Genomic DNA, 15,351 nt, shown 5'->3' with positions numbered 1-15,351 from the left:
TTTTTCTTATTTACCATGCAGAAATTACTCACAATTGCCATTCCTACTTATAATCGTGCCGAGTTCCTTGATAAACAGTTAGCATGGCTAGCTCAAGCTATTAAAGGTTTTGAGTCTGACTGTGAAATTTTCGTTTCTGATAATTGTTCAACTGACCATACTCAAGAAATTATCAAGAAATGGCAAAATAATCTCACTAATGTTACATTCAAATCCCATAAAAACCCCGAAAATTTGGGATTAATCAAAAATATTATTCGTTGTTTAACTTCTGCTGAAACAAAATATATTTGGACAATTGGAGATGATGATCCCATTCAGCTAAGAGCAGTGAATTATTTGATAAATCAGTTAAAAAATAAAGAAAACCTATCATTATTATTTCTGAATTTTTCTGGACGCAATAAGCTGACTAATGAACCAGTTCATCCACCAACAATAGTTGGTAATCGTTGGTTTGATGCTGATACCGAAGATGGTAATGAAGATGGTAAGGCAATATTTGAACATTGCTTTGCTAAAAGTATCGGTGCAGTTAGTTTCCTGACGGCTTCAGTCTATCGTGCTGACTTAATCAAACGCGCTTTAGAAATTTGGCCAGAGGCTCCAAGTAATTGGTTATCTTTAGCATATTTAGCTGGCTATTGTGCTGCTAATGGTCAAGTTATCGTCACTAAAGATACATATATGGAATGTATTGTGGGTGTGAGTTATTGGCAAAAGGAAGCTAATTCTGCGCTGTTAATGCAATACAAACATATACCTGAAGTTATTGTCAAATTGGAAGAAAATGGATACTCTAAAGAATTTTGTCGTCAAATGATCTTACAAAATTTCAAACAAGTAAATATGAAAGTATTTTTGGGTGGTTTACGAAGATGGCCTGTGTCTGCCATGAAAATGGTGGTTCCCTTTTTAAGTTTGGTTTGTTTATCTGCTGTTAAAATTATGCTAGGGAGTAGATTTGAAATGGGACATTTGCAGAAAAGTCCCATCAAGGTTTCATAAGCATTCAGCATTAATTACATCCAATAAATCCAGGCATTTCGGTGATTATCAACAGGATTAAAAAAAAGCTATTAGCTTGTCAGTCTCAATTGTATTATGAAGCCTCGTTGCTGAGATATTCCAAAAAACTACCTCAATTATCAGTAGGCGATCGCTGGATTGTTGACACCCTGAAAAAAGAAGGTGCTTATATTACAACATTGGCAGATTTAGGATTACCTTCTACTAGAGAATTGTTGCAAGCCTCTCACAGGCTATTGCGGGAAATGGAGCAGGTAAGTAATAGCCATTTAACTCATAAATTGCCTCAGATTTATACAGTTACAAGTTTACCTGAGTTTTCTATATGGGGAAGTAATAGAAAACTGTTCAACATCATTGAAAATTATATTGGACTTCCTATTAATTTTCATGGCGTTCATTTACGTAAAGATTTCTCTAATCAACATCAGTTTGGGACACTATTATGGCATAAAGATTCAGAAGATCGGCGGATAATTAAAGTCATTATTTATTTGCATGATGTTGAAGAACAGCATGGCCCTTTTGAATATGTCCCACGTTCTTTAACTTCCATACCTAATTTTAATGGTTATCGCGTTGACCGTAAGCTGAAACAGTCTGGTTACTTAGGCCTCAACGATCAAGAGCTAGCAAAAATTCTCCCTAAATCAGCTTGTAAATCTTGTGTGGGTTCAGCAGGTACAGTAATTATTGCTGATACTAGAGCCGTTTTACATCATGGAACCATCCGCACAGAAGAACGGTCTGCACTATTTTTTACTTACACTGCTAATCCTCCTAAAAGACCGGAGCTTTGCAGACAATATTGGGATGATATTTTTACTATTCCAGTGTTAAGTAATACCTCAGTTCATAGTTGAACTTTTCACACAACTAATTAAAATTTCCATCAAAGTGAGCAATGATATTTACTAAAACTGCCCTCAAAGACGCATTCATTGTTGATGTTGAAAAGAAGCCAGATCATCGGGGATTTTTTGCCCGTGGTTTTTGCGCTCAAGAATTTATCGAACATGGTTTAAAGCCTACAGTTGCCCAATGTAATATATCTTTTAATTACAAAAAAGGTACAGTCCGGGGAATGCATTATCAAGTTGCTCCAGCCGCAGAAACAAAATTAGTGCGTTGTACTAAAGGTGCTATTTATGACGTAATTATTGATATGCGTTCTCAGTCGCCAACTTTTTTATCATATATTGGTATAGAGTTAACCGCAGACAATCATCGAGCTTTATATGTTCCTGAAATGTTTGCTCACGGTTATCAAACCCTGACAGATGATGCTGAAGTTGTTTATCAAGTAGGTGAGTTTTATACACCAGGTTATGAACGAGGCTTACGCTATAATGACCCATTTTTTAATATTGAATGGCCTCTAGAAGTAACTGAAATTTCCGAAAAAGATTCTAGTTGGACTTTACTGGAAAAGATTCCAGTTGGTAGTGCAGATTCTAAATAGATAGTTCACCGTTCTCAGTTTTTTAGACGCGATAAATCGCGTCTCTACATGAGACTTTTGGGATTATCTGAAGGGTATTGGATTAAAACAATGTTGATGACTGGCTTTATACTCAGCACTCAGCACTCAGCATGGGCTAAACGCCCCGCTACCGCTAACAACACTTTAAAATAACAGAGGAATTTAGCTAATGATTATTATTGATCGTGCATTAGAAGCCCGCGCCGCAGCTGGAAATCCCGTGAAAGTGGGGATGATTGGGGCTGGTTTTATGGGTCGGGGGATTGCTAATCAAATTATTAATTCAGTTCCGGGAATGGAGTTGGTGGCTATTTTTAGCCGTCAGGTTGACGCAGCTAAACGAGCTTATACAGAAGCGGGACTAGAAAATATTCAAGTTGTGACAAATGTAACTGAATTAGAAGAGGCGATCGCTCAGGATAAATATGCAGTTACTGAAGATGCTTCATTACTCTGCCAAGCTGAGGGCATTGATGCCATCATCGAAGTAACTGGTGCAGTAGAATTTGGCGCTGGGATCGTCATGGAAGCGATCGCTCATGGCAAACACGTAATTATGATGAATGCCGAACTAGACGCGACTATCGGCCCCATCCTGAACGTGTACGCCAAAAAAGCTGGAGTCATTCTCAGCGCCTGTGATGGTGATCAGCCAGGGGTAGAAATGAATCTCTACCGATTTGTGAAAAGTATTGGTCTGACTCCGTTATTGTGCGGTAATATTAAAGGACTTCAAGACCCTTATCGTAACCCCACAACTCAAGAAGGATTTGCTAAACGCTGGGGTCAAAAAGCCCACATGGTGACGAGTTTTGCTGATGGAACCAAAATTTCTTTCGAGCAAGCGATCGTTGCTAACGCCACAGGAATGAAAGTCGCCCAGCGTGGAATGCTCGGCTATAACTTCAGTGGTCATGTTGATCAAATGACCACAATGTACGACGTTGATCAACTCAAAGAACTGGGTGGAATTGTTGATTATGTAGTTGGCGCTCAACCCAGCCCTGGTGTATTTGTATTTGCCACTCATGACGACCCCAAACAACGCCACTATCTGGATTTGTACAAATTAGGTGAAGGTCCGTTATATAGTTTCTACACTCCTTATCACCTCTGCCATTTTGAAGTTCCATTATCTGTAGCCCGTGCTGTCCTGTTTCAAGATGCTGTTTTATCTCCATTAGCAGGCCCACTGGTCGATGTGATTACCACTGCCAAAATTAATCTGAAAGCCGGCGAAACCCTAGATGGGATTGGCTACTATATGACCTACGGCCAATGTGAAAACTCTGCCATTGTGCAAGAGCAGAAACTACTACCAATTGGTTTAGCCGAAGGATGTCGCCTCAAACGAGATATTCCCCAAGATCAAGTCCTCACTTACGATGATGTCGAGTTGCCTGAAGGTAGGCTTTGTGACCAACTCCGCGCTGAACAAAACGCTCATTTTGCATCAGAAAAAGTTCTAGCGGTTGTTGGGTAACATGAGTATTTTCCATATCACTACGTTCAGTTAAAGCGGTGATGCCCTCAAACTCTCTCATCAGCAGTTTGAGGGCATCTGTACCGGATAAATTAACTTTATTTACACCCACCTACTCATACATTAACTAACCAATCGGGAAAAATAAAAGTTTGTCGTCATCAACCGAGTTCTACAAATCTGGGGAATGAGCGCTTAATCATTGAATAGAAACACATTTTCATCAGGACTTTTCGTCACAGGTAATTCTGAGCAAACCATTAAATCTAGCCCCAATAAAAATTGCTCTTCTTGTATTACATACTATTAAACCGAAACCTCTAGCTTTAGTGATAAAATCTAAGAGAAATCGAGGAAATTAACGAGCATCTTTTGAGGTTCTGTGGGTTTATACGTAAGGGTTAAAGATATGAGCATGGGCATTGATCATTTTGAAGAATAAAGTTGTTCAGAGCAACTTGCTGGAAACTGTTCCAACAAACTTAGAAATAAATTTAGATAAAACTATGAAAATTGCTCTAGTTCATGATTACTTAACCCAGCGCGGTGGAGCAGAACGCGTATTTGAATTACTGTGTAGACGTTACCCCCAAGCAGATGTTTTTACCTCTTTATACAATCCGGAAAAAACTATTGATATGGGTGAGCGTATAGTCCAAACTACTTTTCTGCAAAAAATTCCCGGCGCAGCCAAGTATTTTAGATTAATGGCTCCTTTGTATTTCCCTGCTTTTCGGGCATTGGATTTACAAGCTTACGATTTGATAATTAGTAGCAGTACTAGCTTCGCTAAAGCAGTACGCAAACGTCCAGATGCAAAACATATTTGTTTTTGTCATAATGTTACCCGTTTTTTGTGGGATACGGAAACTTATTTAAGAGAATATGGGGATTATCGATATTTTGCCCCGTTAATTGAACAAGTTTTTCAATTAATGAGAAATGTTGACCTGAAATATGCTCAGGAACCTGACCTTTATATTGCTAACTCTAGTGTAGTCGCCCGTCGTATTCAAAAAATTTACAACAAACAAGCAATTGCGATTAACTATCCAATTGATACAAATAATTTCCTGTTTTCAGATATAAAAGATGAATACTATCTGGCTTCGGCACGGATGATCAGCTATAAGCGGCTAGATATCATCATCGAAGCTTTTAATTGGCTAGGTTGGCAATTATTAATCTCAGGTGATGGGCCAGAAGAAGAGCGTCTCAAAGCCAAAGCTCTAGATAATATTAAATTTTTAGGACACGTCAGTGATGCCCAACGAAAAGATTTATTTTCTAGAGCCAAGTCTGTGATAGTTGCCGCCTTAGAAGACTATGGACTAGTTCCTGTCGAGGCTAATGCTAGTGGGACACCAGTTATTGCTTACGGTGCTGGTGGAGTATTAGATACACAGATCCACGGGAAAACAGGGGTATTTTTTAAGAGACAAACACCCGAATCGATCCAATCTGCATTATTAGAGTCCGGAGGAATCACTTGGAATTATGAAAGTATTCGTAACCATGCAGTGAATAATTTTTCGGAACCAGTGTTTTTTAGGAAGGTGGAGCAACTTATTGCACAAACTTGTAGTATCAATTAATTATTCTTGAGGTTTTTTATACAAATTATAAAAAAGAAGGTGATACTGATAAACTAGGCAACTAAAATGGATTCGGATTTTCAGAATTACGAATTAGAATTACGTAAAGCCTATGGCTCGCCATCTATCAGCATAGCTGCGCTAAGAGCGTAGCCCCAGGGCAATTACGAATTGGTGTATTAACTCTATCCCTACGGGGAAGTAAGCTACGCGTAGCGTCTCGCAGACAAGGATAATAAAAATGAATCAAGCTAGTCTTAGTCCCGGTATAAATCAGGTTAATAATTCTAATACAGAGCCAAGTTACGGACAGCTGTTTAAAATATTTATTCGCAGATTCCCTTGGTTTTTAGCCGTATTTATTACTTCAATTTCAATCTCGGCTGTGGTAACTTCTCGGACAAAACCTACCTACAAAAGCTCAATGCAGTTGCTTGTAGAACCTAACTATCAAGGTAGGCGAGAAGGTGCTGGGGCAGACAGCCAATTCATCGAACCTGATATTCAGATAGATACAGCAACTCAGCTGAATTTGATGCAAAGTTCAGGACTACTCCAACAGGCAGTTGACAAACTTAAACCTGTTTACCCGGATATTACTGTCAACGAAATAAAAACATCTTTAATCCTGAATCAACTCAGGACGAAAGAAGACAATGTAGCGACAAAAATTTTCCAAGTAGACTATACTGCCCAAGATCCAGAAAAGACACAAAACGTTCTGGCGGCAATTCGGCAAGTTTATGTGGAATATAATAAAGAGCAGCAGGATTCCCGTTTACAAAGAGGTTTACAGGTAATCAGGGAACAGTTAAGTAAAGCTAGCGAGGAAGTGAATGCCTCGGAGACTAACTTACAAAGATTTCGCCGAAACCAAAATTTAATTAATCCTGAGTCACAAGCTAAAGCCGTAGAAGACTCTTTAAACACTATTGAACAAGAGCGCCGTGGGACTCGTTCACAGTATCAAGAAGCTGTAGCTCGCCAAAAATCTTTACAAGAACAACTCAAGCGTTCTCCACAAAATGCTTTGGTTGCTTCTCGTCTGAGTCAGTCTACTCGCTACCAAGGCTTACTCAACGAAATTCAAAAAACCGAACTGGCGCTAGCTCAAGAACGTTTACGCTTTACGGATGAGACTCCTAACGTACAACAGTTTCAAGAACAACTGGCCAGCCAGAAGAGATTATTGCAACAAGAGGTAGGCAGAACTTTAGGCGTACAGTCTAATGGGGTGATTTCTTCTCAAGCCCCACTTTTGGAACAAGGGCAATTTGGTGAAATTGACCTCAACTTGGCTAGTCAGCTAGTGGAGACGCAAACAACTATAGTTGCTTTAAGCGCCCGCGATCAAACTTTGGCGGAGAAAGAAAATCAATTGCGTTTGGAAATCAAACGCTTTCCGCCTCTGTTGGCTTATTACAATCGGATTATGCCACAGCTACAATTTAGCCGTGAAAGGTTAGAAGAGCTATTGCGAGCCGAGCAGAAGTTGCGCCAAGAACTTGCCAAGGGTGGGTTTAATTGGGAAGTTGTGGAAGAACCACAATTGGGGATGTACTTAGGCCCCAATCTTCAGCAGAATCTCTTGTTGGGTGGAGTCGTGGGGTTGATGTTGGGAGGTATTGCTACCTTTATTCGGGAAGCTTCTGATGATGCTGTGCATACTACTGCTGAATTGGAAAAGCAGGTTTCCTTACCGTTGTTGGGAACCACTCCCAAACTGCCAAAAACCAAGAACAAAGAATCAATTATCAAGTTGCCTTTTGGTAAACCAGAAGTTCTGGCTCCCTGGACTATTCAAGTGTTGCAATCCCCTCCACGTTGGGAATCACTGGATTTAATTTTCAAAAATATTGAACTGTTAAATTCTGTGCCTAACTTGAAGTCTCTGATGATTACTTCCGCTTTGCGAGATGAGAGTAAGTCAGCTTTGGCATTGGGTTTGGCGATGAGTGCGGCTCGTTTACACAAACGGGTGCTACTGATTGATGCCAACTTACGAGAGCCTAGTCTCCATGAACAGCTCAATCTTCCCAATGAGCAAGGGTTATCTACTCTCTTGGCTAGTGATGTCACTATCCCTAACCAAATTGGTGTTCCTAGTTTGGGTTCAGCCTACATCGATATTTTGACAGCCGGACCCATACCTGCTGACCCAGCAAATCTTTTGAGTTCACCACGGATGATGCAATTGATGGCAGCATTTGAGGATAATTATGATTTGGTACTCATCGATGCCCCACCAGTTCTGGGTTTAGTGGATGCCATGCTGACCGCTTCATCTTGTCGTAGTGTGGTGCTGGCAGCCAGTATGAGTAAAGTGACTCGCAGTCAACTAGCTCAAGCTACAGCCATGTTGAGCAGGTTGAACCTGATTGGGGTTGTGGCTAATGGAGTTTCAAATTCTGGTAGTACCTATGTACAGTATCCTCAGCCGTCTGATTCGTCTCAATTGGCGCTGCAACAAGCGATAGAAAAATAGCGCTTATTTTGGGGAGGGGGGAGAGACGAGATTTATCGCGTACATGGTCATAGGAAGCCTCTACTTGTATCTGTGTGCAAATTTACCAATTGAAAGGTTTTTGATTATGTGCGATCGCACCGTTTGGTATGGGATCGCACATATCTTTTTTTTGGCTGATTGGCTGAAGATCAGAAGATGCGATCGCTGGACAACATCACTTTCATTTAAATATGATTTTTTTATGGTATTACTATTACTTCCACCTCAGTATATTCATAGCAGCTTTATAATTAACTAGAAAAAACACGGACTGTTTAAAGAGTAAATAAAGAATCCATCCCAACATATAGCCATTCAGATAAAGTCTTATATCCTAGAGATTAACTCCCCTTCCCCACAGCTAAAAGACAAAGGTGAACTGGTTTTGTAAGATTGATCCAAAAAATAGGTAGTTGTAACTAAACATAGATATGAAGTCATTGGGCATTTGAGGAACGGGGGAAATTTCCTCTGTACTTCCCCATCATCCCTATTTATCAGAGAGAATCCCACGTTTTTCAATTAGCTTTCCCCGTATGTTTACTGCTACTTATCGGCTGGGTATCTTTCTTATTTGTGCATCTTTATACCAGCAGAATTTACCAAGAGATGGACTTGTCTAGAGTGCCAGTTAAAAAACTATATTTTGCCCACAATTACTGACATCTTTGGGGATAAAAATAAAATTCTGTTTGGAGTCTTTGGCATTGATAATTTTCGATATTAACTCAGCAAGTCACTATTCTATAGTTCCAAAGACATTATGACAAGTTCATTAGTTCCTACTCTTCAGAACTCCTATCCTGAGACTCAGCCACACAAAAATAATCGCTTTTCATCTTGTACACTCCAATGGCGGCGGGGTCAATTATTGGTCAAATCTGCCAAACAACCTCAACAGCTTCATCTGCCTTCTTTATCTGACCCTCAATTATTAGTCAGATGCTTGAAAAAAACTCTAGTAAATGTGGTGAGTATAGATCCCAATGTTGGTGAAAATGATCTTAAACTTTGGGTTGAAGCCTGTGAACAAGCTGGTAAGCCAATATTTCTCCGCCTACCTTCCAGCAATCAACAGTTTAAACAACGTAGCCATTGGCAAAAACTAATTGACTGGATTGCCGCTTTATTTTTACTACTACTCATGAGTCCAGTGATGCTGGCATTATTTGTCATTTTACAGATTGACTCACCCGGAGCAGTTTTGACCAGTGAGTGGCAGGTTGGAGAACGAGGTAAAGTTTTTCGTGCTATCAAGTTTTGTACAACGGCCACTCTCAATATTACCCCTCTAAGCCGTTGGATGCGTAAATACGATTTAGATCATCTACCGCAATTGTGGAATGTTCTACGCGGTGAAATGACTTTAATGGGATCTCGTAGTTGCACTTTAGAAAATGCTGTGCGGCTAACCTTGGCTGGACAACAGCAAATTAATTCACTATCAGATATGACGGATTCATGGGAAGAGTCGAATCTGTTGCATTTAGATAGCCAAACACTGTGATTTACTCGTGAACTAAATCTAACTCATAGATTCACGTTTCAGACAGTTATTCTCTAGACTTTAATTCTGCAAAACTTATTCTCTACCTTTAGTGCGGTAATTAATTATTTGATTTACCGCACTGGAAGTAGAGCGAGAACTGGGCTTACTTTGCCAAAATCTTGTGAGAAATTAACAACCCATGCACTTGACGCTAACTAAAAAACTCCGTAATTTACTTCGAGCTAACACCTTCTATCAGGAAAACTATGTGATATTGCGAGAATTTAAAAATTTCCGCAAAGTCGCGATTCTGGCTTTATTCTTTTCATTTATTGCCGCTATTTTTGAAGGTGTTGGTGTCAGTCTGTTACTGTCTTTTCTGCAAACGATTACTAATCCAGAAAATGAATCATTTCGCACAGGAATAGCATGGTTTGATACATTTTTGTTAGGAGTAAATACATCACACAATAGCCAGCTATATCGAATTTCTGGATTAATTTTAATTAGTACCTTAATTCGTTCATTTTTTACTTATTTTTCCCAAGTTTACACTGAAATCACTCAACTGAACTTGGTTGATAGACTACGACGGCAAATTTTTGAAAAACTCCAATCTGTCCAAATTAGTTATTTTAATAATACTAAATCTGGCGAACTCATAAATATACTGACAACGGAGATAGAAAGACTTAAACAAGCCTTTAGCGCTGCCGGCTTTCTTTTTACCAGAATCCTGAATGCGAGTATTTACCTAATGTCAATATTCTTGATATCTTGGCAGTTATCTATCATTTCTTTGATGCTGTTTAGTTTATTGGCTGTAGGCTTATCTACCTTAAATGCTCGTGTCCGTGAATCAAGCTTTGACGTTTCTATTGCCAATAACAATTTTACGGGAACTGCTGTAGAGTTTATCAATGGAATTAGAACGATTCAAGCTTTTTCTAGTCAGGATTTTGAACGCCAACGTTATTATAATGCTAGCAGCAATGTTGTGAAAGCTTCTAGTAAGATTGCCTTTGCATGGATGCTGGTTAAACCACTAGCAGAAGCATTAGCTACTACAATTCTCATTGGCATGATTATTCTGGCATTTACGGGTGTAGTAACTAATGGTGCGCTAAATGTTGGTTCTTTATTAACATTTTTCTTTGTTTTATTTCGTCTTGTGCCAATCATGCAAGATATCAATGGTGTTGGTGCATTCTTTAGCACTATGCAAGGTTCAGCAGCCATTGTCAAAAAACTCTTAGAAATAGATGCTAAATACTATTTCCAAAATGGCAAATTGCAGTTTTCTGAACTAAAACGTTCCATAGATTTAGTATCAGTTGATTTTGGGTATGATGACCTGAATTTGGTACTCAGTAACATTACGCTGACTATTGAACGTGGCACAATGACGGCACTTGTAGGTGCTTCGGGGGCTGGAAAAACTACACTCATAGACTTGATTCCGCGATTCTATGACCCAACTAGAGGGAATGTTTTAATCGATGGTGTGGATTTGCGGAATATTGACATTAATTCTCTGAGACGTAAAATTGCTGTAGTCAGCCAAGATACTTTTATTTTTAACACTTCTGTCCTGAATAATATTGCTTATGGAGCGCCAGAAGCTAGCAAAAACGAAATTTATGAAGCGGCTCGACTCGCCAATGCTTTAGAATTTATCGAAGAAATGCCCGCAGGTTTTGACACTCAACTAGGAGATAGAGGAGTGAGACTTTCTGGTGGTCAGCGTCAGCGAATTGCGATTGCTCGCGCTCTGCTGCGGAATCCAGAAATCCTGATTTTAGATGAAGCAACAAGTGCGCTGGATACTGTTTCAGAAAGGTTAATTCAAGAGTCAATAGAAAGCTTGGCTGTCGGTCGGACTGTGATTGTAATTGCTCATCGCTTATCGACTATTGTTCGAGCCAATAAAGTTGTCGTACTTGAACAGGGACGAATTGTAGAACAGGGTGGATATCAAGAGTTACTAGAGCAAAAGGGTAAGTTTTGGAAATACCATCAAATGCAGCATCAATTAACTTAAATCAAACATTTTAACTAGAAGGCTTAATGAATATGAATCTTCCATTAGAGTTAAACTCTGTTTCAATTTTAATTTGCACTTGTAACAGAGCAGAAAGTTTGCTCCAGACTTTAGAATCTTTGGCGCTGGTGAACGTACCAGAAAACTTAGATTGTGAATTAATTGTAGTAGATAATGCGTCAAGCGATCGCACTGCCCAAGTCATTCAATCTTTTTCAATGCCGAATATGGTATTACGCTACATTAGCGAAACCAAACGTGGTTTATCTAATGCTCGCAATGCCGGAATTACTGCCGCACGAGGCCAAATCATTTTATTCACCGATGATGATGTCCGACTACCGCAAAACTGGATTGCACAAATGTGTCAACCCATCCGATCTAGAACGGCTGAAGTTGTTGCCGGTGGGGTCAAAATTGCCTCACATCTAGAAAGAGATTGGATGCAGCCTATCCATCGGGCTATTTTTGCCTCTTCTGAGTTTATTGACCGGGAATCACCTAACTGTTTAGTAGGTGCAAATATGGGATTTTTAAAAGAAATATTAGACAAAATTCCTGGCTTTGATCCTGAACTCGGTGCGGGGGCAATTGGCTATGGAGACGATACATTATTCACAGCCCAAATTCAACAAGCTGGATACCGCATTGCGTCGGCTTTAGATGTGGTTGTAGAACATCACTTTGATGAATCACGATTACTGCGTTCTCATCTTCTCAAGGCTGTCAAAAATGCTGGCAAGACATCTGCTTATCTGGCATTTCACTGGCATCATAGCCAAATAAATTTTCCACGTTTGCGCCTATTTAAATGTGGAATAAATTTGGCTTTTTGGCGCTTGAAAACCTTGCTAAAACCTGTAAATAAAGAAGGCTTATTACCGGGTGAATGGGAAGTTCTCCACATTATTTATTTTTATCAACAGTATTTAGTTGAATGGAAGCGACAACGGAAATATAAACAATATGGATTAATTAAATTAGCATATTAGAGATTTTACCACCCAGCAACCTATCGCTAAAATCAAAACTGATGTTCCCAGGGATTGAGAGGCTAAAGACACTAAGCAATGAAAGAAAAAATTTCAGCTTTTCCTGATATTGCTCGACAAGGCATCGAGCATTTAGGTGTTAATTCTCTATTAGATAATTCTAAAAAGCTTTTCTGCATAGCTCATGATTTACCACCTTTAAAAACACCAATTGCCAATCGTGCTAATAAATTGTTGGGGCAATTTGAAAAAAGTTGGCAGTTGCAAATATTGACTGGTACTGAAAATGCTGTTTTGCATCAGCCAGCTAATATTCATTATGCTAAAACTTGGTATCCTCAAGGGTTAATTAATTTTCTCAATAAGCTGAAGTTAGAGAAATTATTACAATTATTAATCTGGCCAGATACCGAAATTTTTTGGATTTTGCCTGCTTTATTCCGGGGCTATCAATTAATTAAGCAGCATAAACCTGATGCAATTTTTGTATTTATGATGCCTTATTCAGCCGGGGTGGTGGGAGTCATACTGAAGTGGTTAACAGGTTTACCCTTGGTTTTGAGTTTGGATGATTCCCCCACCTGTACTGATATGCATCCCATTTCTCCTAGCTGGTTGCATCATTATTTAGAATGTGGGCTAGAAAATTTTTATGTGCGTCAAGCTAATGCAGTTGTTTATGTTTCTCAATTCAATTTAGATTTGGTGAAACAACGACAGCCTGAACCGCAAAAATCAAAGTTCAACTTGATTCGTTGTGGTGCTGACCCATCAGATTTTGCTACTCCAATTCAAGCTGAAGTTACTGATACAACTTTCGAGATTATTTATACTGGTGGGATGAATGGTTGGTATGAATTTTATCATCGTCCTGAAGAAAAAACGCTGCTGAAAAAACTCTACAGAACTTGGATGGAATTAGGTTATTATCGCCGTGCAAAAATTGATTATCGCAGTTCTAGCCCTATTTTTGCAGGTAAAGCCATACAAACACTATTAATTCAACATACTGAATGGGAGAAAAAAATTCAGCTCGCAATTTACGGTAATAGCTTTGCAGAATCAGTTGTCCAAAGAGTCTTAAAAAATCAAAACCTGACAGATGTTGTTTCTGTATTTGGTAGTTTACCTCATTTTGAAGCTATTCAACTCGCTCGGAAGGCAGACCTTTTATTTATTACCTTACCAGATCGTCCGGATAGTAGTGCTGGTGGACGTATTTCTTGTAAAACCTATGAATATTTGATGACAGACCGCCCCATTTTAGCAGCAGTACCTAAAGGTGAGAACTGGGACTATTTACAAGATAAACCAGGAGTTTGGCTAGTTGAACCCACAGACACCGCAGCTATGAGTCAAGTGATCAAAGACATAGCAGCAGCTAAATTTTCTGGTTGTCCGCTGCGATTTGATCGTACAGATATCCAAAGAGAACTGAGCTACATAAATTTAGTGCAAGATTATCTAAAAATCTTAGACAAAGTTTGCTCAAAAACAGTTATTGCTAATTCAAATTCATGAAAATTACTCTTACTTGCAACACTGGTTTAGGTACAGGAGGACAGGGTGTTTGTTTAGCCAATGCAGCAGTAGGTCTAAGCAAACTAGCCGATTTAACTGTATATTGTTCAGGAGTAGAAAAACCTCAAACCCATTTTCCAGTTAATCCTTTGGGCTATTCTCGCTGGAGTAAAAGATTACTGGCTACTCCTGTGCTACGTCGTCGTCATGATTTGGCTGTGTTATTGAGTGATTTACGTTTTGATCACCAGGTAAGTAAGCAATTGCAGTCTCAACCTTGTGATTTAATCATGGGGGTAGCAGGTCAAACAAATCTAAGTTTTAAAACCGCCAAGGCTAAAGGTGCAAAGACTTGGTTATATTGCTTGAATAATTATTTACCATTCATGCAGCAACAAATTCAACAAGAGATGAAATCTCTAAATGATCCTACTGTTGCTACGATGAATCCGATGATGTTGCACCGCTTTTCAGGCGAGTGTCAGCAAGCTGATTTAATTGTTGTGCTTTCAGAAGTAGCAAAACAAAGCTTTGTCAAGGCTGGATTTGCCTCAGAAAAGGTGGCGGTATTGACACCTTTTGTAGATACAAATAGATTTCGTCCAATTCCAAAAACTGATTCAGTATTTCGGGTACTTTATGTTGGGACAATTGAACCCCGCAAAGGTATAACTTATTTAGTTGATGCTTTTTTAAAAGCCAATATTCCAGAATCAGAACTGTTAATAGTTGGTGGCACTTCTACCCGTGCTTTGCGAATTTTTATGGAAAAAACCTTAAATAAACACTCTCAAATCAAACAAGAATTTTGGGATTTTAGTAGTGCTGATCCGACAGAAATATTTGGTAAATCTTCAGTTTTAGTATTACCTTCTGTAGAAGATGGTTTTGGCTTAGTGGCATTAGAAGCAATGGCTTGTGGACTACCTGTAATTGTCACTTCACAATGTGGTGCGGCTGATGTTGTAGACAATGGTGTGAATGGTTTTGTAGTGCCACCGAGAGATAGCCAAACTATGGCGGATAAACTGGTATATTTAGCAGAGAATACAGCTAAATGCCTAGAAATGGGTAAATCGGCTAGAAATGTGGCTGAAGCACAAACTCAAGCACGTTATCAAGACAACTTAAGCAAAATATTCAAGCATCAAGGACTACTTAATTAAGCTTAATATCTACAGCGCTGTTAATTACCTGTGTTTTTTACATTTA

Annotated in this window: 11 protein-coding genes; all 11 read left to right on the top strand. The window is 39.2% G+C overall.

The window, feature by feature from the left end; all coding sequences use genetic code 11:
- The first annotated feature begins 15 nt into the window (after positions 1 to 15).
- The 11 genes from ACM0OW_RS03675 to ACM0OW_RS03625 all read left to right on the top strand — a co-directional run bounded on the left by ACM0OW_RS03675 (position 16) and on the right by ACM0OW_RS03625 (position 15,305).
- Positions 16 to 1,008, top strand: coding sequence for a glycosyltransferase family 2 protein (locus tag ACM0OW_RS03675; RefSeq protein ID WP_414548678.1), 993 nt, complete (start codon positions 16 to 18; stop codon positions 1,006 to 1,008).
- 44 nt (positions 1,009 to 1,052) lie between these two features.
- The gene (locus tag ACM0OW_RS03670) at positions 1,053 to 1,892 is read left to right on the top strand and encodes a phytanoyl-CoA dioxygenase (RefSeq protein WP_414548837.1); all 840 of its coding nucleotides are present in this window, start codon (positions 1,053 to 1,055) and stop codon (positions 1,890 to 1,892) included.
- 41 nt (positions 1,893 to 1,933) lie between these two features.
- A complete protein-coding gene (gene rfbC / locus ACM0OW_RS03665) occupies positions 1,934 to 2,491 on the top strand; it encodes a dTDP-4-dehydrorhamnose 3,5-epimerase (protein WP_414548677.1) in 558 nt (185 codons plus the stop codon).
- Between the two features lie 190 nt (positions 2,492 to 2,681).
- On the top strand, positions 2,682 to 3,995 hold the full coding sequence (locus ACM0OW_RS03660) for an NAD(P)H-dependent oxidoreductase (RefSeq protein ID WP_414548676.1): 1,314 nt from the start codon (positions 2,682 to 2,684) through the stop codon (positions 3,993 to 3,995).
- Between the two features lie 506 nt (positions 3,996 to 4,501).
- Positions 4,502 to 5,590 (top strand): glycosyltransferase, encoded by a 1,089-nt coding sequence (locus ACM0OW_RS03655; RefSeq protein WP_414548674.1) that lies wholly within the window; start codon positions 4,502 to 4,504, stop codon positions 5,588 to 5,590.
- 241 nt (positions 5,591 to 5,831) lie between these two features.
- The gene (locus ACM0OW_RS03650) at positions 5,832 to 8,075 is read left to right on the top strand and encodes a GumC family protein (RefSeq protein WP_414548673.1); all 2,244 of its coding nucleotides are present in this window, start codon (positions 5,832 to 5,834) and stop codon (positions 8,073 to 8,075) included.
- 784 nt (positions 8,076 to 8,859) lie between these two features.
- Entirely contained in the window at positions 8,860 to 9,603 is a 744-nt protein-coding gene (gene hepC, locus ACM0OW_RS03645) for a heterocyst development glycosyltransferase HepC (RefSeq protein ID WP_414548672.1), read from the top strand.
- A gap of 181 nt (positions 9,604 to 9,784) precedes the next feature.
- On the top strand, positions 9,785 to 11,626 hold the full coding sequence (gene hepA, locus ACM0OW_RS03640; protein ID WP_414548670.1) for a heterocyst formation ABC transporter subunit HepA: 1,842 nt from the start codon (positions 9,785 to 9,787) through the stop codon (positions 11,624 to 11,626).
- A gap of 32 nt (positions 11,627 to 11,658) precedes the next feature.
- Positions 11,659 to 12,618 (top strand): glycosyltransferase family 2 protein, encoded by a 960-nt coding sequence (locus ACM0OW_RS03635; RefSeq protein ID WP_414548669.1) that lies wholly within the window; start codon positions 11,659 to 11,661, stop codon positions 12,616 to 12,618.
- Between the two features lie 78 nt (positions 12,619 to 12,696).
- Entirely contained in the window at positions 12,697 to 14,139 is a 1,443-nt protein-coding gene (locus ACM0OW_RS03630; RefSeq protein WP_414548668.1) for a glycosyltransferase, read from the top strand.
- Positions 14,136 to 15,305, top strand: coding sequence for a glycosyltransferase family 4 protein (locus ACM0OW_RS03625; RefSeq protein ID WP_414548667.1), 1,170 nt, complete (start codon positions 14,136 to 14,138; stop codon positions 15,303 to 15,305). The genes ACM0OW_RS03630 and ACM0OW_RS03625 overlap by 4 nt, the downstream gene beginning before the upstream one ends.
- Positions 15,306 to 15,351: the final 46 nt, after the last annotated feature.

The sequence above is a fragment of the Anabaena sp. CCY 0017 genome, assembly GCF_963920885.1.
Taxonomy (GTDB): domain Bacteria; phylum Cyanobacteriota; class Cyanobacteriia; order Cyanobacteriales; family Nostocaceae; genus Nodularia.
Note: the sequence above shows the minus strand (reverse complement) of the source record. Positions and strands in the feature narration are given on the sequence as shown.

Bases quoted from the DNA above. Each gene is read 5' to 3' on its own strand.
- ACM0OW_RS03675 (WP_414548678.1), top strand. From the start codon at position 16: ATGCAGAAATTACTCACAATTGCCATTCCTACTTATAATCGTGCCGAG.
- rfbC (WP_414548677.1), top strand. From the start codon at position 1,934: ATGATATTTACTAAAACTGCCCTCAAAGACGCATTCATTGTTGATGTT.
- ACM0OW_RS03660 (WP_414548676.1), top strand. From the start codon at position 2,682: ATGATTATTATTGATCGTGCATTAGAAGCCCGCGCCGCAGCTGGAAAT.
- ACM0OW_RS03655 (WP_414548674.1), top strand. From the start codon at position 4,502: ATGAAAATTGCTCTAGTTCATGATTACTTAACCCAGCGCGGTGGAGCA.
- ACM0OW_RS03650 (WP_414548673.1), top strand. From the start codon at position 5,832: ATGAATCAAGCTAGTCTTAGTCCCGGTATAAATCAGGTTAATAATTCT.
- hepC (WP_414548672.1), top strand. From the start codon at position 8,860: ATGACAAGTTCATTAGTTCCTACTCTTCAGAACTCCTATCCTGAGACT.
- hepA (WP_414548670.1), top strand. From the start codon at position 9,785: ATGCACTTGACGCTAACTAAAAAACTCCGTAATTTACTTCGAGCTAAC.
- ACM0OW_RS03635 (WP_414548669.1), top strand. From the start codon at position 11,659: ATGAATCTTCCATTAGAGTTAAACTCTGTTTCAATTTTAATTTGCACT.
- ACM0OW_RS03630 (WP_414548668.1), top strand. From the start codon at position 12,697: ATGAAAGAAAAAATTTCAGCTTTTCCTGATATTGCTCGACAAGGCATC.
- ACM0OW_RS03625 (WP_414548667.1), top strand. From the start codon at position 14,136: ATGAAAATTACTCTTACTTGCAACACTGGTTTAGGTACAGGAGGACAG.